The 21,974-nt window shown below is 69.9% G+C and carries 18 protein-coding genes; 8 read left to right on the forward strand and 10 right to left on the reverse strand.

What is annotated here, in order from left to right:
* Positions 1-71 precede the first annotated feature (71 nt).
* The 3 genes from FZO89_RS02220 to treF all read left to right on the forward strand — a co-directional run bounded on the left by FZO89_RS02220 (position 72) and on the right by treF (position 4,982).
* The gene (locus tag FZO89_RS02220) at positions 72-2,267 is read left to right on the forward strand and encodes a M3 family metallopeptidase (protein ID WP_149101732.1); all 2,196 of its coding nucleotides are present in this window, start codon (positions 72-74) and stop codon (positions 2,265-2,267) included.
* A 295-nt stretch (positions 2,268-2,562) separates the two neighbouring features.
* Positions 2,563-3,405, forward strand: coding sequence for an NAD-dependent protein deacetylase (locus FZO89_RS02225; protein WP_149101733.1), 843 nt, complete (start codon positions 2,563-2,565; stop codon positions 3,403-3,405).
* Entirely contained in the window at positions 3,402-4,982 is a 1,581-nt protein-coding gene (treF, locus tag FZO89_RS02230) for an alpha,alpha-trehalase TreF (protein WP_149101734.1), read from the forward strand. Before FZO89_RS02225 ends, treF begins: the two co-directional genes overlap by 4 nt.
* Before the next feature lie 18 nt (positions 4,983-5,000).
* Here the strand turns inward: treF and cfa are convergent, their stop codons facing one another.
* From cfa to FZO89_RS02255, 5 genes are all read right to left on the reverse strand, one after another.
* Positions 5,001-6,119 (reverse strand): cyclopropane fatty acyl phospholipid synthase, encoded by a 1,119-nt coding sequence (cfa, locus tag FZO89_RS02235; protein ID WP_149101735.1) that lies wholly within the window; start codon positions 6,117-6,119, stop codon positions 5,001-5,003.
* A gap of 56 nt (positions 6,120-6,175) precedes the next feature.
* Complete coding sequence (locus tag FZO89_RS02240) at positions 6,176-7,012, reverse strand: RsiV family protein (RefSeq protein ID WP_149101736.1); 837 nt, start codon at positions 7,010-7,012, stop codon at positions 6,176-6,178.
* A gap of 283 nt (positions 7,013-7,295) precedes the next feature.
* Positions 7,296-7,505: a cold-shock protein gene (locus tag FZO89_RS02245; RefSeq protein WP_149101737.1), complete on the reverse strand. Its 210-nt coding sequence runs from the start codon at positions 7,503-7,505 to the stop codon at positions 7,296-7,298.
* Between the two features lie 247 nt (positions 7,506-7,752).
* Positions 7,753-8,466: a pseudouridine synthase gene (locus FZO89_RS02250; RefSeq protein ID WP_149101738.1), complete on the reverse strand. Its 714-nt coding sequence runs from the start codon at positions 8,464-8,466 to the stop codon at positions 7,753-7,755.
* A gap of 85 nt (positions 8,467-8,551) precedes the next feature.
* On the reverse strand, positions 8,552-8,824 hold the full coding sequence (locus FZO89_RS02255; RefSeq protein WP_262378495.1) for a GNAT family N-acetyltransferase: 273 nt from the start codon (positions 8,822-8,824) through the stop codon (positions 8,552-8,554).
* A 192-nt stretch (positions 8,825-9,016) separates the two neighbouring features.
* Between FZO89_RS02255 and FZO89_RS02260 the strand changes: the two genes are divergently transcribed.
* The gene (locus tag FZO89_RS02260) at positions 9,017-9,199 is read left to right on the forward strand and encodes a hypothetical protein (protein ID WP_149101740.1); all 183 of its coding nucleotides are present in this window, start codon (positions 9,017-9,019) and stop codon (positions 9,197-9,199) included.
* Positions 9,200-9,210: 11 nt separating this feature from the next.
* On the opposite strand, the gene FZO89_RS02265 is transcribed toward FZO89_RS02260, so the two are convergent.
* From FZO89_RS02265 to FZO89_RS02275, 3 genes are read right to left on the reverse strand one after another with little or no spacing between them, the layout of a single operon-like run.
* Entirely contained in the window at positions 9,211-10,815 is a 1,605-nt protein-coding gene (locus FZO89_RS02265) for a DUF4034 domain-containing protein (RefSeq protein ID WP_149101741.1), read from the reverse strand.
* 46 nt (positions 10,816-10,861) lie between these two features.
* Positions 10,862-11,470, reverse strand: a complete 609-nt coding sequence (locus FZO89_RS02270; protein ID WP_187471173.1) for a rhomboid family intramembrane serine protease — start codon at positions 11,468-11,470, stop codon at positions 10,862-10,864.
* A gap of 25 nt (positions 11,471-11,495) precedes the next feature.
* The gene (locus FZO89_RS02275; protein WP_149101743.1) at positions 11,496-13,127 is read right to left on the reverse strand and encodes a POT-type proton-dependent oligopeptide transporter; all 1,632 of its coding nucleotides are present in this window, start codon (positions 13,125-13,127) and stop codon (positions 11,496-11,498) included.
* A 143-nt stretch (positions 13,128-13,270) separates the two neighbouring features.
* Here FZO89_RS02275 and FZO89_RS02280 point away from each other — a divergent pair, with 143 nt between their 5' ends.
* Entirely contained in the window at positions 13,271-15,031 is a 1,761-nt protein-coding gene (locus FZO89_RS02280; protein ID WP_425480411.1) for a M14 family metallopeptidase, read from the forward strand.
* Between the two features lie 104 nt (positions 15,032-15,135).
* Positions 15,136-15,846 (forward strand): MliC family protein, encoded by a 711-nt coding sequence (locus FZO89_RS02285; RefSeq protein WP_149101744.1) that lies wholly within the window; start codon positions 15,136-15,138, stop codon positions 15,844-15,846.
* An 852-nt stretch (positions 15,847-16,698) separates the two neighbouring features.
* Here the strand turns inward: FZO89_RS02285 and FZO89_RS02290 are convergent.
* Positions 16,699-18,300, reverse strand: a complete 1,602-nt coding sequence (locus tag FZO89_RS02290) for a protein adenylyltransferase SelO (RefSeq protein ID WP_149103994.1) — start codon at positions 18,298-18,300, stop codon at positions 16,699-16,701.
* Positions 18,301-18,556: 256 nt separating this feature from the next.
* On the opposite strand from FZO89_RS02290, the gene FZO89_RS02295 reads away from it, so the two are divergent.
* A complete protein-coding gene (locus FZO89_RS02295) occupies positions 18,557-20,506 on the forward strand; it encodes a DEAD/DEAH box helicase (protein ID WP_149101745.1) in 1,950 nt (649 codons plus the stop codon).
* A gap of 174 nt (positions 20,507-20,680) precedes the next feature.
* A complete protein-coding gene (locus tag FZO89_RS02300; RefSeq protein WP_149101746.1) occupies positions 20,681-21,439 on the forward strand; it encodes a type 1 glutamine amidotransferase in 759 nt (252 codons plus the stop codon).
* Between the two features lie 61 nt (positions 21,440-21,500).
* Here FZO89_RS02300 and FZO89_RS02305 read toward each other — a convergent pair whose 3' ends face one another.
* The gene (locus FZO89_RS02305; RefSeq protein ID WP_222928073.1) at positions 21,501-21,911 is read right to left on the reverse strand and encodes a hypothetical protein; all 411 of its coding nucleotides are present in this window, start codon (positions 21,909-21,911) and stop codon (positions 21,501-21,503) included.
* Between the last annotated feature and the right edge of the window lie 63 nt (positions 21,912-21,974).

Raw genomic sequence — 21,974 nt, forward strand, 5'->3', positions numbered from 1 at the left:
ATGCCTTTCGTCATGGGTTGCCCACGGGGGCATGGGCTACCCTTGGGGTTTCGTCCCCGAGGTAGGCCAAGATGAAACATCCGCTCGCCGCAGCCCTTGCTGTCGCGCTGACCGCCGCCATGTCCGGTGTCGCGCCCGCCCAGACCCCCAACGCAGACGGTCCCGTGAATCCCCAGACCCCCGCCACGGCCGCGTCGCAGGCCGGCAACCCCCTGTTCGTCGAGAGCCCGCTGCCGCTGGAGTACCCGCAGTTCGACCAGCTGAAGGACGAGCACTTCGCCCCCGCCTTCGATGCCGGCATGGCGCGCAACCTCGAGGAGATCCGCGCGATCGCCAGCGAGAAGACCGCGCCGACGTTCGAGAACACGATCCTGGCGCTGGAGAAGTCCGGCGAGCTGCTGGGCAACGCGCGCCGCATCTTCGGCAACCTCAACGGCACCGACACCAACGACACCCGCAAGCAGATCAACAACGAGTACGCGCCGAAGTTCGCCGCCCACCGCGATGCGATCGTGCTCGACCCGCAGCTGTTCGCGCGCGTGGAGACGATCTACAACCAGCGCAACGACCTCGGGCTCGACGCAGAGGGCGTGCGCCTGGTCGAGGAGTACTACGACAGCTTCGTGCGCTCGGGCGCCCGGCTCGGCGACGCCGACAAGGCGCGCCTGAAGGACATCAACGGGCGCCTGGCCGAACTGGGGACCGAGTTCTCCAACAACGTGCTCGACGAGGTGAACGATTCGGCGGTGCTGGTCGAGGACAAGGCCGAACTTGCCGGGCTGAGCGAATCTCAGATCGCCACCGCCGCAGCGGCCGCGAAGGACAAGGGGCATGAGGGCAAGTACCTGCTGACCCTGCTCAACACCACCGGCCAGCCGATCCTGCCGCAGCTCGACAACCGCGCCCTGCGCGAACGCGTGCACAAGGCTTCGGTCGCCCGCGGCAGCCGCGGCAACGAGTGGGACAACACCGGCATCGTCGCCGAAGTGCTGAAGCTGCGGGGCGAGCGCGCGAAGATGCTCGGCTACGCCACGCCCGCCGAGTTCGTGCTGGCCGACGAGACCGCGGCCAGCGTCGAGGCGGTCAACCAGATGCTCGGCCGGCTGGCCCCCGCGGCGGTCGCCAACGCCCGTCGCGAAGGCGAGGCGCTGCAGGCCATGATCGACCGCGAGCAGGCGGCCAAGGGCGAGCCGACGTTCGAGCTCGAGCCGTGGGACTGGGCCTACTACACCGAGAAGGTGCGCAAGGCCGAGTACGATTTCGACGACAACCAGCTCAAGCCCTACTTCGAGATGAAGAACGTGCTGGAGAACGGCGTGTTCTTCGCCGCCACGCAGCTGTACGGCATCACGTTCAAGGAACGCACCGACCTGCCCAAGTACCACCCGGACACCTGGACCTACGACGTGTTCGACAAGGACGGCGAGCAACTGTCGATCTTCATCTTCGACCCCTACGCGCGCCCGTCCAAGCGAGGCGGCGCGTGGATGAACTCCTACGTCGGCGAGTCGGAGCTGGAAGGCACGCTGCCGGTGGTGGCCAACCACCAGAACATCCCCAAGCCACCGGCCGGCGAGCCGACGCTGCTGACCTGGGACGAGGTCACCACCATGTTCCACGAGTTCGGCCACGCGCTGCATGGCATGTTCTCGGACGTGAAGTACCCGTACTTCTTCATGAACGTGCCGCGCGACTTCGTCGAGTTCCCCTCGCAGGTCAACGAGATGTGGGCCGACTGGCCGTCGATCCTGGCCAACTACGCCAAGCACCACGAGACCGGCGAGCCGCTGCCGCAGGCCCTGCTGGACAAGAAGATGGCCTCGGCCACCTTCAACGAGGGCTTCGCCACCACCGAGTACCTGGGCGCGGCGATGCTCGACCAGTACCTGCACCAGCTGCCGCAGGACCAGCTGCCCTCGGCCGGCGAGATCATGGCGACCGAGGCCGCGGCGCTGAAGTCGGTGGGCCTGGACTACGCGCCGGTGCCGCCGCGCTACCGCACGCCGTATTTCAGCCACATCATGGGCGGCTACGCGGCCGCGTACTACGCCTACATCTGGTCGGAAGTGCTCGACGCCAACACGGTCGACTGGATCAAGGCCAACGGCGGCCTGAAGCCCGAGAACGGCGAGCGCCTGCGTTCGACCCTGCTCTCGCGCGGCGGCGCCAAGGACGCCAAGCAGCTGTTCGTCGATTTCACCGGCCACGAGCCGCGCATCGAACCGTTGCTGAAGAAGCGCGGGCTGGATGCGCCTCCGGCGAACTGATCCAAGTCCCGCCTGACCCGAAACGCCGCCGGATCCTGTCCGGCGGCGTTTTGCTTTGCGCGTCCGGCGCGTCGTGTTTCGGGGCTTCGGCACCGCGACGAGCGAGTCCGGCAGGAACCGCTTTCCCCTCGATCGGGGCATCGTGCCCTGACTCGGGCGCACGGCGCCCCGACCGAGGGAAGAGCGACCACCGGGCGAGAGGGCGCGGCGGCACGCCGAAGCTGCCCATTCCGACAGAATGCATCGTGCGATCCGGATCCGCGCCCCGTCACGCCGCTCGGGGTAGCATCCCCCCATGTCCGCGCTGCCCGAAACCGCGAGCGACCTCGAATCGGCCGCTGTGCTGCGTGACTGGCTCGCCCGCCACCGGCGCGTGTTCGTGCTCACCGGCGCCGGGTGCAGCACCGGATCGGGTATCCCCGACTACCGCGACCGCAACGGCGAGTGGAAGCGCACGCCGCCGATCACGCTACAGGCGCTGACCGGCAGCGACGGCGCCTACCGTCGCTACTGGGCACGCAGCAGCGTGGGCTGGCCGCGGTTCCTGGCTGCCCGGCCGAACGCCGCGCACCATGCCCTGTCGGCGCTCGAACAGCGGGGTCGGCTGCAGCTGCTGCTGACCCAGAACGTGGACGGCCTGCACCAGCGGGCAGGATGCCGGCGCGTGATCGACCTGCACGGAAGGCTGGACGAGGTCGTATGCCTGCGTTGCGGGGCGCGTAGCCCGCGCGAGGCGATCCAGTCCGACATCACCCATGCCAATCCGGGCTGGCAGGCCGGGCCCGCGGCGAGCGCGCCGGACGGCGATGCGGACCTGGCGGACGACGCCATCGGCGACTTCGTGCCGCCGTACTGCCTCTACTGTGGCGGTCCGCTCAAGCCCGACGTGGTGTTCTTCGGCGAGAACGTCCCGCGCCAGCGCGTGGCGGAGGCGCAGCAGGCCCTCCATGATTGCGACGCGATGCTGGTGGCGGGCTCCTCGCTGATGGTCTGGTCCGGATTCCGCTTCGTGCGCATGGCCGCCGCGGCCGGCCTGCCGCTGGCGATCCTCAACCGCGGGCGCACGCGCGCCGATGCGCTGGCCGGCCTGCGCATCGACGGCGACATCGGCACCCTGCTGGAGGAAGCCCTGCGATGAGCTCGCGAGTCACCACATCCATCCTCGCCATGCTGCTGTGGGTGGCCCCACTGCCGGCGCTGGCGCAGCAGTGCGTGGCCGGCTTCCCCGAGACCTACGGCGACCTGTTCGCGGATGCCCAGCGCGCGCTCCCGGATCCCAAGGCGATGGTCGACGCGATTCCGCGCCAGCCACCGGCCGCGATCGCGGCGGAATATGCGCAGCGACGCGGCGAACCCGGCTTCGACCTGCGCGCCTTCGTCGAGGCCCGATTCGAACTGCCGAAGCCGGCGGGCGGCGGCTACCGGACCGACCCGGACCACGACGTCGTGGACCACATCGACCGGCTGTGGCAGGAACTCGAGCGGCAACCCCGGCCAGGCGACGCGCGCAGTTCGCTGCTGCCGCTGCCGCATCCCTACATCGTGCCCGGTGGCCGCTACGGCGAGATCTACTACTGGGATTCGTACTTCACCATGCTCGGGCTGGCGGAAAGCGGCCGCCAGGACCTGGTGCGCGGCATGGTCGACAACTTCGCCGCGCTGATCGACCGCTACGGGCACGTGCCCAACGGCAACCGCACCTACTACCTCAGCCGCTCGCAGCCTCCGTTCTTCGCGCCGATGGTGCGGCTGCTGGCAGACCACGACGGACCGCAGGTGCTGGCACGCTACCTGCCCCAGCTCGAGCGCGAATACGCCTTCTGGATGGCAGGCGCCGATTCGCTCGCTCCCGGAACCGCGCATCGCCGCGTCGTGCGCCTGGACGACGGCACCGTCCTCAACCGCTACTGGGACGACTGCGACACGCCGCGCGACGAAAGCCACATCATGGACGAGGCGACGGCCGCCGCCTCGTCGCGCCCCGCCGCCGAGGTCTACCGCAACCTGCGCGCGGGCGCCGAGAGCGGCTGGGACTTCAGTTCGCGCTGGCTCGCCGACGGCCGTTCGCTGCACACCATCCGCACCGTCGAGATCGTGCCGCCCGACCTCAACAGCCTGGTGCATGCGCTCGAGTCCACCTTGTCCGAGGCCTACCGCCTTTCGGGCCGGGACGAGCGCGCCGACGCCCTGCTCGCACGCGCACAAGCGCGCGCAGACGCGATCCGCCGGGTATTGTGGAACGAGGAACTCGGCGCCTATGCCGACTTTCTCTGGCGCGAATCGCGGTCGACCGGGCAGCCGACCCTGGCGACCGTCTATCCGCTCTACTTCGGCATCGCCGACGAAGCGCAGGCCGCCCGCATCGCCACCACCCTGCGCGAACGGCTGCTGCAGCCACACGGGCTCGCCACCACCGCCATACGCAGCGGCGAGCAATGGGATCTGCCCAACGGCTGGGCACCGCTGCAGTGGCTGGCGATCCGCGGCCTGGAACGCTACGGCGAACGCGGTCTCGCCAGCGAGGTCGCGCGCCGGTGGATCCGCCGCAACCTGCAGGTGTTCCGCGAACAGCGCAAGCTGGTGGAAAAGTACGACGTCACCGGAGCGGCGGCCGCGGGGGGCGGCGAATACCCGTTGCAGGACGGCTTCGGCTGGACCAACGGCGTGCTGCGCGCGCTGATGGTCCTGTATCCGGACGCGGCAGACGCGCGCTGACGTCGCCGCCTGCGGCGCTCAACGCGGCGCGACATAGCCACCGGCCACCCCGCGCGGCGACAGCACCAGTTGCCACAGCTGGATCAGGCGCACGCGGAAGGACGCCATCGACGCCGACAGGTAGTAGCGCCACATGCGCCGGAAGCGCTCGTCGTAGCGCGCCGGCAGCGTCGTCCACGCGGCCTCGATGTTGTCGCGCCAGGCCTGCAGGGTACGGTCGTAGTCGGCGCCGAAGCTGTGCCAGTCCTCGATCACGAAGCGCCCTTCCAGCGCCGCCGCCAGCTGCGCCGCCGAGGGCAGCATCGAGTTCGGGAAGATGTACTTCGCGATCCAGGGATCGGTATGCATGCGGCTGATGTTGCCGCCGATGGTGTGCAGCAGGAACAGGCCGTCCGGCGCGAGGCAGCGGCGCGCCAGGTCGAAGTAGGCCTCGTAGTTCTTCACCCCGACGTGCTCGAACATCCCGATCGAAACGATCCGGTCGAAGGTTCCGTCGAGTTCGCGGTAGTCCTGCACGCGGATCTCGACCGGCAGCCCGGCGCACAGGTCGCGCGCATACGCCGCCTGCTCGCGCGAGATCGTCACCCCCTTGCCCGATACGCCATACCGCTGCGCGGCGAACCTGAGCATCTCGCCCCAGCCGCAGCCGATGTCGAGCAGGCTCATGCCGGGTCGCAACCCGAGCTTGCGGCAGCACAGGTCGAGCTTGGCTTCCTGCGCCGCGTCGAGGTCGCCGGCCGTGCGCCAGTATCCGCAGCTGTAGACCATGCGCTTGCCGAGCATGGCCGCGTACAGGTCGTTGCCGAGGTCGTAGTGGCGTTCGCCGACCACGTGCGCGCGTCGTCCGTGCTGCAGGTTGAACAGTCGCGCGAGCACCGCCAGGCGCAGGTCGGCGAAGCCGTGGACGCGCCGCTCCAGGTGCGCCGCGAGCAGGCGCTGGAGCAGGCCATCGAGCGAGTCCGCGTCCCAGCCCCCGTCCATGTACGACTCGCCCAGCGCGAGCGAGCCCCCCGACAGCAGGCGTGCCGGAACGCCCGGGTCGCGCAGGCGCAGGTCCCAGGGACGCACACCATCGACGCGGACGTCCGCCTCCGCGAGCAGTGCCTGCAAACGGTCCCGGAAACGGTCCTCGCCCATGCTCCCGCCTTCGCGCCGGCGGCCTCCCCCCCCCCCCCGGCGCCTGCGGGACGAGTCTACTGCGTGGCGGGACCGGTGGAAAACAGCGGCCTGTACTCGGCGGCGACGTGCGGAAGCAGGATGCCGGCGGGTACTTCCACCGTCTGTGCGCCATCCGAATACGGTCCCACCTGGTACGGCGGGAACACGAAACGCAGCGCGGCCAGCCGGCCATCCTCGCCGAGGACCGGCTCGAACTCGGAGAAACTGTCGGCCTCGGGCGTGGAACCCTCGTCGATCATGCGCCCCGCCGACCGGACCACGCGCTCGCGCTCGACCGGATCCAGGTCGTCGGCATCCACCCGCTGCGACAGCGCGGCATGCAACTGCTCGCGCACGAAGGCGGAGATCTCGCGCCACGCGCTCGGGTCCCGGATCAGTGCGTCGGCGGTCAACAGCCGGTCCTGCCGCGGCAGCCAGACGAAACGCGCGATCAGCGGCGCGCCGTGCGCACCGCCGGTGAAGCTGCTGCCGTCGGCGGCGACCGCGAACACCTCCGGCGTGTCGGCGACGATCTTGAACTCCAGCGCGAGGTCGTACAACGCGGGTCCGGCGGCGGCATCCAGCTCCGCGACCGCCGCCAACAGGTCGGCCCGGGCGGCGTCGGAATACGCCTTGAGTTCGGCGGCGAGCCCCGGGTATTTGTCGACGTCCGGCGGATAGGTGATGCCGAGGATGTAGCGGGGGTCGCTCTCGACCACGTCCTCGAGCACCACCGGCTCGCGCAGGGGCTCGACGTTCGCGGCCGGGGTCTGGGGCGAAGCCACGGGTTCCGGCTGTGCCGGCGGAGCGGCCTCGCGGCGGCACGCGACCAGCGCGAGCAGCAAGGCGATGGTAGGCAGCAACCGCTTCATGTTCCTCCTGATCCCCTGTCGATGACGGCTTCGGCGCGCGCAGCATACGCGCGGACTAACGATTTTGTAACAAGCTGGTGGTGCACGCGGAGTCAAGGCCAGTTCGCGCTGGTGGACCGACCGCAGCGAGCGTGGGGATCGGCCATCGTTGCCGGGCCGGGGTGACCGGCGCGGGGCCGGTTGCGGGCGCCGCCGCGGCCACCGTCCGCCCATGAAAAAGCCCCGGGTGTTGCCACCCGGGGCCCTTCCTGGTCTTGCGAGGCGCCTTGAAGCGAGCGGCTGCCTAGAGCGGCTGCACTTCGTCGGCCTGCAGGCCCTTCTGGCCCTGCACGACCTTGAAGGAGACCTTCTGGCCTTCCTGCAGCGACTTGAAGCCGGTGCCCTGGATCGAGCGGAAGTGGACGAACAGGTCCTGGCCGCTTTCCGGGGTGATGAAGCCGAAGCCCTTCGCGTCGTTGAACCACTTGACGGTGCCGGTCTGACGTTCGGTCATTTTGTTACTCCTTGAAACTAGACAGTGGATGGATACCAGGCCCTGTCAGGGGTGCCTGGACTGTATCGAGCAAGGGGTAACGCGAACGATGGAGCGGATCGTCTGGAGCGGCCGCCATGGACGGCTTCGGACTCTCGTGATCTACCGCATCGGAGCCACGATGTACCGTGATCCCGGCCTTGAACAGTCCGCGCACGATAGCGCACTTTCAGCGCGATGTGTAAACCCCCCTCCCCTGGGGCCGACCCTACCAGTCCTCGCGGCCGGGCAGCATCGCGGCCAGCTCGGCGTCGGTCAGGTTTCGCCACTGGCCGGGCTTGAGCCGGCCCAACAGCACCGGCCCGATCCGCATCCGCCGCAGTTGCCGGACCCGGAATCCGAAGTGCGCGGCCATCAGCCGGATCTGCCGGTTCAGGCCCTGCACCAGCACGATCCGGAATCCGAACGGGCCGACCTTGCCGGTCCGGCACGGCAACGTGACCTGGCCGTGCACCGGCACCCCGCGGCTCATCCCGCGCAGGAATTCCGCCGTCACCGGATGGTTCACGGCCACCAGGTATTCCTTCTCCAGCTTGTTCTCGGCGCGCAGGATCGCGTTGACGATGTCGCCGTTGCTGGTCAGCAGGATCAGCCCTTCGGATTCCTTGTCCAGGCGCCCGATCGGGAAGATCCGCTGCTCGTGGCCGACGAACTCGACGATGTTGCCCTTCACCGACGACTCGGTCGTGCAGGTGATGCCCGCCGGCTTGTTGAGGGCGATGTACACGTGCCGGCGCTTGCCCTTCGCCGCGCTGCGCGGCTTGAGGGACTGGCCGTCGACCAGCACCGCATCGCCCTCGCCCACCTCGGCACCGATGCGCGCACGCATGCCATTGACGCTGACCCGGCCCTCGCCGATCAGGCGGTCGGCTTCGCGACGGGAGCAATGGCCGGTATCGCTGATGTAGCGGTTAAGGCGCATGGAGAGGTCGCGGCGGCGTTGCGGGGGCGCGCAGTCTGGCAGATCGGGCCGGCCGGCGGAGCCTCCGTGTGCGCCGATCCCCTGGTCAGGGGGTCGCCACCAGGTCGGCGTAGGCCGGATGGCCGTCGATCCAGTCCGCCGCGTACGGGCAACTCGGCACCACCTCGAGGCGTTGGGCCCGCGCGTGGTCCAGGGCGGCGCGCACCAGTCGCCCGGCAAGGCCGCGTCCGCGCAGCGAAGACGGCACGAAGGTATGGGTGATCTCCATCCGTCCGCCGCACAGGCGGTACTCCAGCACGCCCCGGTCGCCTGCCGCATGGGCGTGGAACGCGCTGCCCGGGATGTGTTCGATCGTCACCGTGTCCAACTGCCTTCCCCCTCGAGTCCGCATCGGCGCCATTGTGGCGTGCCGCGTCCGCGTTGACGTCAACGCGCCCACGCGGCCTGCGAGGTGACGCACTGGGTCCGAAGAAACTTGACCATCATCACGATTGCGGCTGGCATGGAACCTGCTTCCATCTGGGAACCGACACGAACCGCGGGGCATCCCATGATCGACAGCAACACCCAGCACCAGGCCATCGGCCGACTGTTCGAACTCGTGCGCAACGGCGACGTCGACAACCTCGAGTTCACCCAGCTCGATTCGCTGATCTACGGCGGCCTCGAGCAGACCTACCGGGTCACCGACGCCGATCGCGACCAGCGCAGCGTGCAGACCTCGGCCGTCTGAGCCCGGACCGGTCAGGGTCGCCAGCGTTCCGCCGGCACGCCCTGCTCCCCAAGTTCCGTTTCCAGCTGCTCTGCGCGCTGCGCCTGCCAGGGATCGTCGCGGTTGGCATGGCGCAGGAATTCCCGCACGACCTCCAGGTCGACGTATGCATCGGTGATCACCGACTGGTCCAGTCGCATCGCCCATGCCGCGCCCTCGTCCGGGTACTCGTCCAGCAGGCGATCGATGTGGGGTTTGGCCTTCGCCGCGGCCTGCTCGCGCTCCGCGCCACCCCCGTAGAGCAGCATCATCGAAAGTTCGACCAGCGACCCGCGTCGCTGTACGGCGTCGGCTGCAGCCGCCAGATAGTGCTGCTCGGCCTGCTCGAACCTGTGCGTTCGCCGATACCCGGCGCCGAGCAGGTACTGTCCGAATGCGTCCTCCGGATCGAGGGCCTCGGCGCGCTGCGCGTGGCGCAGGGCCCATTGCGGATCCAGTCTGAGCAGCTGCCAGCCGATCTGGCGGTGCGCCCATGCGCTGGTTTCGTTGAACCGATGCTCCTGCAGCAGCATGGCCACGCCTTTCCAGTGATCGGCCCCGCCCTCGGACGCCGGCAGGTTCAGGACGACGTTGGCTGCCTGCCTCAACGCACCTTCGTTCGAGCCGATGCGCACGGCGGCCTCGAGGATGGCGACGGTCTCGCGCGTGAACGCATCCTCGGAGACCAGCACGTCGCCCCGGTCGGCGTAGGGCGCCGCGACGTGGATCGCCAGCTGCGGCCGGCGAGGCAGATGGCGCGACAGCTCCGCGCCGAAAGACAGCATTTCCTCGTAGGAACCACCCCAGCGAGGCTCCAGGGCGTTCATGCGCTGCCGCGCCATCTCGACGCAGCCCGGGTCCTGCGCCTGCGCCCCGGCGATCGCCTCGCGCTGCAGGTCATCGCGCGAGGTCAGGATGCCCAGGTTGAGCAGGCCGGCATAGGCGGGCAGCAGGCGCGGTTCGATGCGGATCGCCTCCCGGTACAGAGGCAGGGCCTGCTCCGCGAATCGTTCCATGCGCTGGAAGCTCTCGCGTGGCGTTTCCCTGGCCCATGCACCGCCACGGGCGCTCCACGCGGCCTGGCGAAGATGACTGGCGCGCGCGAGGTTGGCGTAGGCGCTGTCCGGCGCAAGCTCGAGCCAGCGTGACGTCAGCAGGTCAGTCTCGGCGCTGGCGTCGTGCAGCGCCTCCAATGCCACGTCGATGTCCTCGCCGAACTCCTGCGCCGAGTAGTGCCGGTCCAGCATTTCGTCCAGCAGGCGATCCAGCGCCGCCGCATCCCCGGCAGCGAGATACGCCTCGATCGTGCGCACGTCGAGCGGCTCGAGCGCGTGGAAACGGCAGTGGGCATCGGCGTGCCCGTCCGGCCAGCGGTTGCCTGGCAGGTCGGGGTAGGCGAGGCAACGCTGCAGGCGGTCCTCGACGAGATCCGCCTCCGCCGCGTCGCGGTAATAGGCCCTCCATGGTTCGGGGATGGCCGCGAACGCGGACTCCGCCTCCACCGCGGCTTGCTCGGCCCGGCCATCGGCCGGTTCCTGCGCCAGGGCGCCCGTCCACGCCACCGCGGCAAGCGCCGCGGCCCACCAGCCTGTTCCCATCCCCACTCCCCCGCGTCCCTGCACCGGTCCGGCGCGACGGCGCCGGTCAGCCCCCGAAGGACGGCGAGAGCAATCTTGCCACGAAGGTCGACGCCACGCGCGGCTCCATCAGCACCGTGAACAGGATGCCGTAGGCCGCGCCCCAGAGGTGGGCGCTGTGGTTGACGTTGTCGCCGCCGCGGCGGTCCATCCAGATCGAGTAGCCGATGTACATCGCCGCGTACAGGATCGCCGGCACCGGCAGGAAGAACACGAAGATCAGGCTCCACGGCGCGAACAGGATGAAGCTGAAGAGCACGGCCGAGACCGCGCCCGAGGCGCCGAGGCTGCGATAGCCGGCATCCTTCTGGTGGCGGAAGTAGGTCGGCATGATCGCCATCACGATCGCCGACAGGTAGAACGCGGCGAAGCCCAGGTGGCCGATGCGCTCGACGAACACCGGTTCGATCGCGCGCCCGAAGAAGAACAGCGTGATCATGTTGAACAGCAGGTGCTGGGCGTCGGCGTGAATGAAGCCGTGGGTGACCAGACGGTCGTATTGCCGGTGGCGGTCGATCGCCGGCGGCCACAGGATCAGCCGGTCGAGCAGCCTGCGGTTGCTGAAGGCCTGCCACGAGACCAGCACGGTCACGCCGATCAGGACGAAGGTGACGATCGATTGCATGCGGTAGGCTCCGGCCTCAGCTCGCGATCCGGTAATTGTCCTGCATCGGGTAGGTGCGCGCGTACAGCGCGAACGCCAGCGCCGCCACGAACGCGAACGCAGCGAAGAAGAACATCAGGAACGCCGGCTCGCTCAGGCCGGTCTGCGCGATCATCGCCTTGAAGCCGTCGTTGCGCACGCCGGCGTTGGTCAGCAGCACCCACAGACTGCCGAACGTACTGGTGAGGTACCAGAACGCCATGATCACGCCCTTCATCGCATACGGCGCCTGGCTGTAGGCGAACTCGAGCGCGGTCGCCGACACCAGCACCTCGCCGAAGGTCAGCAGCAGGTAGGGCAGCGACTGCCAGGCCAGCGAGACGTCGGCGCCGCCGTCGATCCACAGCTGCAGCACGCCGGCCACGATCCACGACACGCCCGAGATCGCGATGCCCCAGCCCATCCGGCGCAGCGCCGTGACCACGAAGCCCATCCGCCGCAGCAGCGGGTACAGCACGATGTTGTTGAACGGGATCAGCAGCATCACCAGCAGCGGGTTCAGCGCCTGCATCTGCGCCGGTTCCTTGATCAGCCAGCTCGGCCACCACCACTGGTCGTGCGGGATCACCATGGCGTTGCCCTGGATGATCCAGGTCGAGGCCTTCTGGTCGAACAGCGACCAGAACGGCGTCACCAGCGCGAACACGATCAGGATCCGCAGCACCGCGCGCACGCCGTCCACCGCCGCGTCCGGGTGCCGGCCGCGTGCGCGCTCCAGCTGCAGCGAGGCGCCCCAGCCGCCGAACGCGATCAGCACGCCCAGCGCCAGGCAGGCGGTGATGACGAAACCGAACGAGTCGGGCCACCACGCCAGTCCCGCGCCCAGCGCCTTGAGCGCCCACAGCACCAGCATCAGGGCCGCCACCGCGATCCCGCCCCAGGCCACCAGCGTGCCGGCATTGCCCTGCCCCGCGCGGCGTTCGCGCAGCGCGGTGCGGATCACGTTGAGGAACGAATCCGGGTCGTTGCCCGACGGCGGCACGTTGACGTACTGCTTGCGGCCCATCCAGAAGATGACCGTGGCGATGAACATCAGGATCCCCGGCACTCCGAACGCCACCGCCGGCCCGAAGTTGCGCAGCAGCAGCGGCGCGAACAGCGAGGCGAAGAACGAACCGAAGTTGATGATCCAGTAGAAGGCGTCGAAGACCAGCTTGGCCTTGTCCTTGTTAGTCTGGTCGAACTGGTCGCCGCAGAAGCTCACCACCAGCGGCTTGATGCCGCCCGACCCCAGCGCGATCAGGAACAGCCCGGTGAAAAAGCCCGTGCGGTTGTCCTCGAACAGCGCCAGGCAGGCATGGCCGGCGCAGTAGATCAGCGAGAACCACAGGACGGTGTTGTACTTGCCGAAGAACCGGTCCGAGAGCCAGCCGCCGAGCAGCGGGAAGAAGTACACGCCGATCACGAAGGTGTGGAAGACGTCCTTCGCCATCGCCTCGCGTTCGCTGCCCTGGGGCAGGTACTGCAGCAGCACCGAACTGATCAGGAACGGCACCAGGATGTTGCGCATCCCGTAGAAGCTGAACCGCTCGCAGGCCTCGTTGCCGATGATGTACTTGATCTGGCGGGGCATCGGCCCCTGCGCGGCGGGCGTGGCGGCGGTCGTCATGCGGCGATCGGTCCGGAGGATGGCGGAGCCGGAAGGCTAACCCATCGCGTCCGCCGACGCCCGTGTCGCCGGACCATCGACACGGGCCGGGGCGGCGCTGCGCTGGCATCATGCGCGTCACCTTCCTACCACCGGCTCCGCTGATGCGATCCACCCTCGCCTGTACCCTCGCGGCGCTGCTCGCCGCCCTCCCCGCCCTGGCCGCAGCGCCCCTGTCCACCCAAGCCGAGCGCAGCGGCTTCGCCAAGACCGGCCGCTACGACGAGACGGTCGCGCTGTGCGCGGCGTTCGCGCAGCGCCATCCCGATGCCGTGCGCTGCGTCGACTTCGGCACCACCCCCGAGGGCCGGCCGATGAAGGCGCTGGTGGTCTCGCGCAGCGGTGCGCTCACGCCCGCCGCCGCGCGGGAACGCGGCATCCCCGTGGTGCTGATGCAGGGCGGCATCCACGCCGGCGAGATCGACGGCAAGGACGCCGGCTTCCTCGCGCTGCGGCAGGTCCTGGAGGGCGAGGCCGCCCCGGGCGCGCTCGAGCGGCTGGTGTGGGTGTTCGTGCCGGTGTTCAACGTCGACGGCCACGAGCGCTTCGGCGCCTGGAACCGCCCCAACCAGCGCGGCCCGGAGGAGATGGGCTGGCGCACCACGGCGCAGAACTACAACCTCAACCGCGACTACGCCAAGGCCGATTCGCCAGAGATGCGGGCGATGCTGGCGCTGGTGGAGGCCTGGGATCCGATCGCCACCATCGACCTGCATGCCACCAACGGCGCCCAGTTCGAGCACGACATCTCGATCCAGGTCGAACCGTTGCACGGCGGCGACGAGCGCCTGCGCGAGGCCGGCCTCGCGTTGCGCACGCGCACGATGGCCGATCTCGCGGCGCAGGGCTCGCTGCCGCTGCCGTTCTATCCCTCGTTCGCGGATTACCAGGATCCGGCCACCGGCTTCGAGGACGGCGTGGCGCCGCCGCGCTTCTCGCACGGCTACTTCCTGTTGCGCAACCGGCTGGCGATGCTGGTCGAGACGCATTCGTGGAAGGAATACCCGGTCCGGGTGCGCATCACCCGCAACACCATCGTCTCGGTGCTCGGACAGGTCGCCCGCCATGGCCGCGAATGGATGGCAGTGGCGCAGGCGGCCGATGCGCGCGAACTCGCAGGAACGCCGGTGGCGCTCGATTACCACGCCACCGCGCGCAGCCGCACGATCGACTTCCGCGGCTACGCCTATACGCGCACGCCTTCCGAAGTTTCCGGGGCGCCGATGACCCGCTACGACCCGGCCACGCCCCAGGTGTGGAAGGTGCCCCTGCGCGACGAGATCGTGCCGCGGACGCTGGTGGACGCGCCGCGCGGCGGCTACCTGGTGCCCGCCGCGTTCGCCGCGCAGGTCGGCGAGCGGCTGCGCGCGCACGGCATCGTCCACGCCACGCTCGCGGCCGCGCTGCCGGAGGCCGATGTCGAGACGTTCCGAGCCACCGGAAAGCAGCTGGCGGCGGGCTCGGTCGAGGGCCACCAGCGGCTGACGGTGGAAGGCGGCTGGTCGCAAGAGCGTCGCGACGTGCCCGCCGGCTCGCTGTTCGTGCCGATCGCGCAACCGAAGGCCAGGCTGGTGATGGCGCTGCTGGAACCGCAGGCGCCCGATTCGCTGCTGCAGTGGGGCCTGTTCAACAATGCCTTCGAGCGCAAGGAGTACATGGAGGCCTACGTGGCCGAAGCGGTGGCGCGCGAGATGCTGGCCGCCGAGCCGGCGCTGAAGGCGGAATTCGAGCGTCGCCTGCGCGAGGACAGCGACTTCGCAGGCGATCCCGCCGCGCGCCTGGAATTCTTCCATCGGCGCCATCCCTCCTGGGACGAACGCCTGGACCTGTATCCGGTGCTGCGCACGCAGCGACTGCCCAGGTGACGGCGACATTGCGCGTTGGCCGGCGCGGCAACCCCGCGAAGCCGCATTTGCGTTCGCGGCGGCCTTGGCCGACAGTGGTGCAGCCGCCCGAAAGGAGGATCGCCATGCGCGTCCTGCCCGCCTGCCACGCCGTCCTTGCGCTGCTGCTGGCGTCCGCCTGCAGCCCCGACCGGCCGCCCGGGCCGACGGTGACGGAGCCGCCGACCGCAGCGCAAACGCCCGCCGTCGAGCCGCCCTCGCCCGTTGCCGGGATCACGACCGCGCATTTCCGCTGCGGCGACCTGCAGGTCGGTGCGGAGTTCGACAACGCCGCCGGCCATGTCACCCTGTCGATCGGCACCGGCCGCACCCGGCTGCCGCAGGCGGTGGCGGCGTCCGGCGCGCGCTACGCCGATACCGCCGGCAACGAATTCTGGAACAAGGGCGACGGCGCGACCCTCACCCTCGACGGCGTCAGCCATGCCTGCATCGTCACCGAACAGGGCTCGCCCTGGCACGAGGCCCGCAGCCGGGGTGCGCACTTCCGCGGCCTGGGCACCGAGCCGTTCTGGTCGCTGGAGGTGGAGGGCGGCCCCGCCCCGCGACTGCTGCTCGATCTGGAAATGGGCGAGCGCAGGCTGGTGGTCGCCCAGCCCACGCCCCTGGACCAGGGCGAAGGATTCGCCGGCCAGGCCGACGACGGCAGCGAGGTCACCCTGCGCATCACCCGCGGCGACTGCAGCGACGGCATGAGCGACGAGCGCTACCCGGCCAGCATCGATCTGACGGTCGGCGGCGAGACCTACGCCGGTTGCGGGGCTTTCCTCCAGGAATGAATCCCGGCCCGGCGAACGACCCGGCCGGCGGTCATGGTCCGGCCCTGTCCGGCGGCCGTGGGACGCAGTAAGCTTGCGCCGCCACGCCACCGGAGACCGTCATGGCCAAGAACCTGGACAAGCGCAAGGAAGACAAGAAGAAGCCGGAAAAGTCGCTGAAGGAAAAGCGCGCTGTGAAGAAGGAAAAGAAGGCCGGCAAATAAGCCGGCCTTTTTTGTTCTTCGACCGGCCCCGGAGCAGGGCGCCTGTTGCGAGGCGATGCGCAGCACTCGTGGCCCATAGTCTGTGAGGCGGGTTCGTTCGCCTGCCAGCGACCGATGGCGGCGCGCGTCGCCACACCCTGGCGACCTGAGGGCCCCGCCATGCCCGGCAGGCCTTTCGCGGTGAATGTCCTCCGGCATGCGCCTGCAGGCGCCTGCCTCCCCCTTGATTTCACCGCGAAAGGCCTGCCGGCCACGGCGGGGCTCGGCTTGCGGGCGCGTGCGCCGGGCGCCATGTCCCCCCGGGCCTGCGCGCGTTGAAGCGCCATCGATCTGGAGCGCTGGGTGCGGATGCCCCTGGGTGCGAAATCAAAGAGGAGGCGACGGCCGCAGGCCGTTGCCGGGGGACATTCGTACCCAGGGGCATCCGCACCCGGCCCGCGATCAACGAGCACACGCAGAGCTTCCCACGGTTCGGAGAACAACTACGTTTCGCCCGGTTCATTCCACGAAGGCGGCCCGGCCGGCCGCCGCGTTCGAACTTTCGGTGACGCGGGATCTGGCGCGCCGGTCATGGCGGCATCGGGTGAGGACCGCAGCCGGATGCGCGGCAGCTTCCTGCCGGCAAGAAGCGAAGCGTGGCTCCGGTTCGTCAGGAACTGCACGACAGCATCGAGCACCCGGCGCGTGACCTGGCCCACTCGGGACGCCTGGCGGCGAACGCCTCGCGCCCGGGCTGCTCCCCGTACGGATGCCGCATCACCTCGAGCAGGTCGGTAATGCCGGAGGGATCGCCGGCCTCGGCCCGGTCGATCGCCTGTTGCGCCAGGTAGTTGCGCAGCACGTACTTCGGGTTGGCGGCATGCATCCGCGCCCGGCGCTCGTCGGCGTGCAGCGGATCCAGCGCCAGCCTGCCGGCATAGTCCCGCAGCCATGCGGCGAACGCCGGCTCGTGCGCCCTGCGCAGGCCTTCGTCGTAGAACGCCTCGCGCAACGCATCCACAGACGGCTGCGCCGGTTCGATGTCCGCCAGCGTGCGGAACAGCAACGTCATGTCGGCCTGCGCCGCCTGCATCAGCGCCTGCAGCCGCTGCATGAGGGCAAGGTCGTCGTCGCGACACTCCGCCAACCCGAGCTTGCGCGCCACGTTGTCGCGTTCCGCTTCCGCGAATGCAGCGGCATGCCGGTCCAGCCCGGCCTGTAACATCTCCACGCCCGCGAACAGTGGCGACAGCGCATGCGCCAGCTGCCCAAGATTCCAGTGCGCGACCCGCGGCTGCCAGCCGAAGCGGTAGCGACGACCCTGCGCGTCGGTGGTGTTCGGCGTCCAGTCGGGGTCGTAGTCGTCGATCCAGCCGTAGGGCCCGTAGTCGATGGTCAGGCCGAGGATCGACATGTTGTCGGTGTTGAGCACGCCGTGCACGAAGCCCACGCGCATCCAGCCCGCGACAAGACGCGCGGTGCGCTCGCATATCTCGCTGAACCATTCCCCGTAAAGGGCTTCGGTAAAGGCACCTCGCGCCTGCAGTTCGTCCAGCGGCTGGCTGGCGCGTCCGCCCAGCAGGTGCGGGAAATCGCGATGGATGCAGAAGTCCGCCAGCCGCCGCAGCAGATCCACGTTGCCGCGCGAGGAAGGCAGCTCGAAATGACCGAAGCGCAGGAACGAAGGCGCGACCCGGCACACGATCGCGCCCGGCTCGGCCTGCGGATGGCCGTCGTAGAACATGTCGCGTACCACCTTCTCGCCGGTCCCCACCAGAGACAGCGCGCGCGTGGTCGGGATGCCGAGGTGGTGCATCGCCTCGCTGCACAGGAATTCCCGGATCGACGAGCGCAGCACCGCGCGGCCATCGGCGCTGCGCGAATACGGGGTCAGCCCCGCGCCCTTGAGCTGCAGCTCGCGGCGTCCGCCCTCGGCCAGCACCGTCTCGCCCAGCGTGATCGCGCGGCCGTCGCCGAGTTGCCCGGCCCAGTGCCCGAACTGGTGGCCTCCATAGTTGCCGGCGTACGGATCCATGCCCGGCAGCAGCGCGTTGCCGGCGAAGACCTGAGCGAATCCGGGGTCGTGCACGTCCGCCTCCGTCAGGCCGAGTTCGGCCGCAAGCTCGCGCGAATACGCCAGCAACTCCGGCGCGGCGACCGGGGTCGGCCGCACCCGCGACCAGGCCGCATCCACCTGCCGCAGCCGCGGGCCCGACTCCGGATCGCCGGGAAGCTCGCGCAGCATGGCGTTGTCGAAACGCAGGGCGCGCATCAGGCAGCCCTGTGGACCGATCGCGGCCAGCGGTCGGTTTGCGTGCACGGTGGCGCCGCACGCCGCGGCGCGTTCGCCAGCGGCCGGGCCCGCGGACCGTGGCATCTGCAGGGTTCGGACATGGGGTGGATGATGGCCATCAGCAGGAAAACGCCATGCTAGCGGGCGCGGCGTCTGCGGTGCGCGACGGCGCCATGACCTGCCGCCGCGTACACTGTGCGCCCGATTTTCAAGGTCCGGCGCCGGCCGGAACGCCATGAGCGCCGACGCCCCAGCCGTCCATTTCGCCGATTTCGGCCTGCCGCCAGCCCTGATGCAGGCGCTGGCCGATGTCGGCTACGAATCCCCCTCGCCGATCCAGGCCGCCACCATCCCGCCGCTGCTGCAGGGGCGCGACGTGCTCGGCCAGGCCCAGACCGGCACCGGCAAGACCGCAGCCTTCGCCCTGCCCGCGCTCGCGCGGCTCGACCCCGCCGCCAGGAAGCCGCAGGTGCTGGTGCTGGCGCCCACGCGCGAGCTGGCGATCCAGGTGGCCGAGGCGTTCCAGAAGTACGCGACCCATCTCCCCGGCTTCCACGTGCTGCCGATCTACGGCGGCCAGGCGTACGGCGTGCAGCTGAGCGCGCTCAAGCGCGGCGTGCAGGTGATCGTGGGCACGCCCGGGCGGGTGATCGACCACCTCGATCGCGGTTCGCTGGACCTGTCGGAACTGCGCACGCTGATCCTCGACGAAGCCGACGAGATGCTGCGCATGGGCTTCATCGACGATGTGGAAGCGGTGCTGAAGAAGACGCCGGCCACGCGCCAGGTGGCGCTGTTCTCGGCCACGATGCCGGCGCAGATCAAGCGTATCGCCCAGACCTACCTCAAGGACCCGGTGGAGATCGCGATCAAGTCGCAGACCACCACCGCGGCCAACATCCGCCAGCGGGTGTGGATGGTCAGCGGCACCAACAAGCTCGATGCGCTCACCCGGATCCTCGAGGCCGAACCCTTCGACGCGATGATCGTGTTCGCGCGCACCAAGCTGGGCACCGCGGAACTGGCCGAGAAGCTGGCGGCGCGCGGGTTCGCCGCAGCCGCGATCAATGGCGATCTCGACCAGAAGCAGCGCGAGAAGACCATCCAGTCGCTCAAGGACGGCCGCATCGACATCCTGGTGGCCACCGACGTCGCCGCGCGCGGACTGGACGTGGAGCGCATCAGCCACGTGCTGAACTACGACATTCCCTACGACACCGAGAGCTACGTCCACCGCATCGGCCGCACCGGCCGCGCCGGGCGCAGCGGCGAGGCGATCCTGTTCGCGGCGCCGCGCGAGCGCGGCATGCTCGGGGCGATCGAGCGCGCCACCCGGCAGAAGATCGAGGCGATGCAGCTGCCGAGCGTGGAGACGGTCAACGAGCGCCGCGTCGAGAAGTTCCTCGAACGCGTGACCGGGGCGCTCGAGAGTCCGGACCTCGCCATGTTCCGCGACCTCGTCGAACGCTACGAGCGCGAACACAACGTGCCCGCCGTCGAGATCGCCGCGGCACTGGCGAAGATCGTGCAGGGCGACACGCCGCTGCTGCTCCCGGCCTCCGCCGACAGGCCGCGCCCGCATCGCGACGAGGGCCGCGGTCCGCGCGAACGCATGGAGCGGCGGGAAGCCGCGCCCGGCCAGGCCTATCCCAGGCGCGAAGCCACCGCCCCCGCCCCGGCGCATCCCCGGCGCGAAACCGCGCCAGCCGGCCCGCCGCGCCGCGAGCCCGCGCGCGAGGAACCGCCCATGCGCAATGCGGCGGAAGCGGCCTTCGAGCCCGAACCCGCGACGCCAGCGCGTACGCCGCGCGAGCGTCCGGAACGGGCCGCCCGATCCGGTACCGACACCGGCTTCGCGATGGAGACCTTCCGCGTCGAGGTCGGCCACGTCCACGGCGTGCAGCCCGGCAACATCGTCGGCGCGATCGCCAACGAGGCCGAGCTCGAGAGCCGCTACATCGGCCGCATCGACATCCGCGACGACCACAGCCTGGTCGACCTGCCCGAGGGCATGCCACGCGAGATCCTCGAACTGCTGAAGAAGGTGTGGGTCTCGGGACAGCAGCTGAAGATCCGGCGGGCGGACGACGAACGCCGCGCGCCGCCGCGACGACGCCCGGGCGGTCCGGCCCCCGGCAAGCCCGCGGGCCCGCGCAAGGGCAAGCCGCCGCATCGCGGGCGCTGACCGGGGCGTCGCCGGACTTGCATCGTTCCCGCGGACGGTGCCGGCGCTCGCTGCGAACGCAGTACGTCGGGCCTCCGCCGCGTCCCGCCCTTCGCGGGCCATCGCAGGCCGATCCGCTGGTCACAGCCGCAACCGTCGGTTCCAGGACAGGCGCCACGTTCATAGAATCGTCGCATGTCCCGCATCCTCGTCTTCCAGCACGTCGCCGCCGAACCCCTGGGCACGCTCGATCCGCTGATCCGGCGTCGCGGCCACCGCATCCGCTTCGTCAACTTCGAGCGCGAACCCGACGCGCAGCCCGATGTCGACCGCTACCGCGGCCTGGTGGTGCTCGGGGGACCGATGAACGTCGACGAGCAGCACGCCCGCCCGCACCTGCGCACCGAGCTTGCGGCAATCGAGCGCATGCTCGGCCAGGGCAAGCCGGTGCTCGGGATCTGCCTCGGCGCGCAGTTGCTGGCGCACGCGCTCGGCGCGCCGGTGAAGCGCCACCACACGCCGGAGATCGGCTGGTACCGGCTGCAGGCGACCGAGGCCGGCCGCAGCGACCCGGTGCTGGCGCCGCTGGGCGACGAGGCGCCGGTGTTCCAGTGGCATGGCCGGCATTTCGAGATCCCGCGCAGCGCGGTGCACCTCGCCCGCAGCGACACCTGCGAGCAGCAGGCGTTCCGCTGGGGCGAGAAGGCCTACGGGTTCCAGTTCCACCTGGAGATGGACGAGCCGCTGATCGAACGCTGGCTGGCCACGCCCGGCTACCGCGCCGAGCTCGAGCGCCGCGAGGGCCTGCACGACGAAGCCGCGATCCGGGCCCACACCCGCGAGCACATCGCCGCGATGCAGGCCAGCGCCGATGCCGTGTTCAACAACTTCCTCGATCTGGTGGGCCGACCGCAGCGGCGGGTGGCGCTGCCCTCGCGCGAGTTCGGCGAGTAGCCGGCGCCGGCAACACCCGGGCGCCGGCGCCCTGCAGCGCCCCGACCCGCATCGCGCTGCCTCAGGCCGGCACGTTGCGCGTCGCGCGCAGGCCCAGCCAGCCCAGATCGGCGAACACCAGCACAGCCGCCGCCTGCGCCAGCACGAAGCCGACCCCGGCCATGCTCGGCTGCCACGCGCCACCGAACGCCACCCAGACGCTCGCCACGACCCAGGCGAAGTTGACCGCGACCACCACGGCGATCGCGCTGCGTGGCGGCGTCGCCTGCCGCGAGAGCCCATAGACCAGCGCCACGAAGGGCACCAGCACCACGCCCGCGCCGCGCAACAGGCCCAAGGGCAGTTGCAGCAGCGGTGCCAGCAGGTCGGCGCCCGCGATCAGCAGCACCGCGGTGGCGCCGGAGGCGATCGCGTCGATCAACAGCACGCGCGTGAGGAAACGGGGATGGGCTGGCATCTGGCGCAGGTTCATGGCGGGCTCCTCGGTTGGACGGGACGCGGCCATGCTGCCGGCGCGCGGTCATCGAAGCGATTA

This window comes from Luteimonas viscosa, from assembly GCF_008244685.1.
GTDB lineage: Bacteria > Pseudomonadota > Gammaproteobacteria > Xanthomonadales > Xanthomonadaceae > Luteimonas > Luteimonas viscosa.

Bases quoted from the DNA above. Each gene is read 5' to 3' on its own strand.
- FZO89_RS02220 (WP_149101732.1), top strand. From the start codon at position 72: ATGAAACATCCGCTCGCCGCAGCCCTTGCTGTCGCGCTGACCGCCGCC.
- FZO89_RS02225 (WP_149101733.1), top strand. From the start codon at position 2,563: ATGTCCGCGCTGCCCGAAACCGCGAGCGACCTCGAATCGGCCGCTGTG.
- treF (WP_149101734.1), top strand. From the start codon at position 3,402: ATGAGCTCGCGAGTCACCACATCCATCCTCGCCATGCTGCTGTGGGTG.
- cfa (WP_149101735.1), bottom strand. From the start codon at position 6,119: ATGGGCGAGGACCGTTTCCGGGACCGTTTGCAGGCACTGCTCGCGGAG.
- FZO89_RS02240 (WP_149101736.1), bottom strand. From the start codon at position 7,012: ATGAAGCGGTTGCTGCCTACCATCGCCTTGCTGCTCGCGCTGGTCGCG.
- FZO89_RS02245 (WP_149101737.1), bottom strand. From the start codon at position 7,505: ATGACCGAACGTCAGACCGGCACCGTCAAGTGGTTCAACGACGCGAAG.
- FZO89_RS02250 (WP_149101738.1), bottom strand. From the start codon at position 8,466: ATGCGCCTTAACCGCTACATCAGCGATACCGGCCATTGCTCCCGTCGC.
- FZO89_RS02260 (WP_149101740.1), top strand. From the start codon at position 9,017: ATGATCGACAGCAACACCCAGCACCAGGCCATCGGCCGACTGTTCGAA.
- FZO89_RS02265 (WP_149101741.1), bottom strand. From the start codon at position 10,815: ATGGGAACAGGCTGGTGGGCCGCGGCGCTTGCCGCGGTGGCGTGGACG.
- FZO89_RS02275 (WP_149101743.1), bottom strand. From the start codon at position 13,127: ATGACGACCGCCGCCACGCCCGCCGCGCAGGGGCCGATGCCCCGCCAG.
- FZO89_RS02280 (WP_425480411.1), top strand. From the start codon at position 13,271: ATGCGATCCACCCTCGCCTGTACCCTCGCGGCGCTGCTCGCCGCCCTC.
- FZO89_RS02285 (WP_149101744.1), top strand. From the start codon at position 15,136: ATGCGCGTCCTGCCCGCCTGCCACGCCGTCCTTGCGCTGCTGCTGGCG.
- FZO89_RS02290 (WP_149103994.1), bottom strand. From the start codon at position 18,300: ATGCGCGCCCTGCGTTTCGACAACGCCATGCTGCGCGAGCTTCCCGGC.
- FZO89_RS02295 (WP_149101745.1), top strand. From the start codon at position 18,557: ATGAGCGCCGACGCCCCAGCCGTCCATTTCGCCGATTTCGGCCTGCCG.
- FZO89_RS02300 (WP_149101746.1), top strand. From the start codon at position 20,681: ATGTCCCGCATCCTCGTCTTCCAGCACGTCGCCGCCGAACCCCTGGGC.
- FZO89_RS02305 (WP_222928073.1), bottom strand. From the start codon at position 21,911: ATGAACCTGCGCCAGATGCCAGCCCATCCCCGTTTCCTCACGCGCGTG.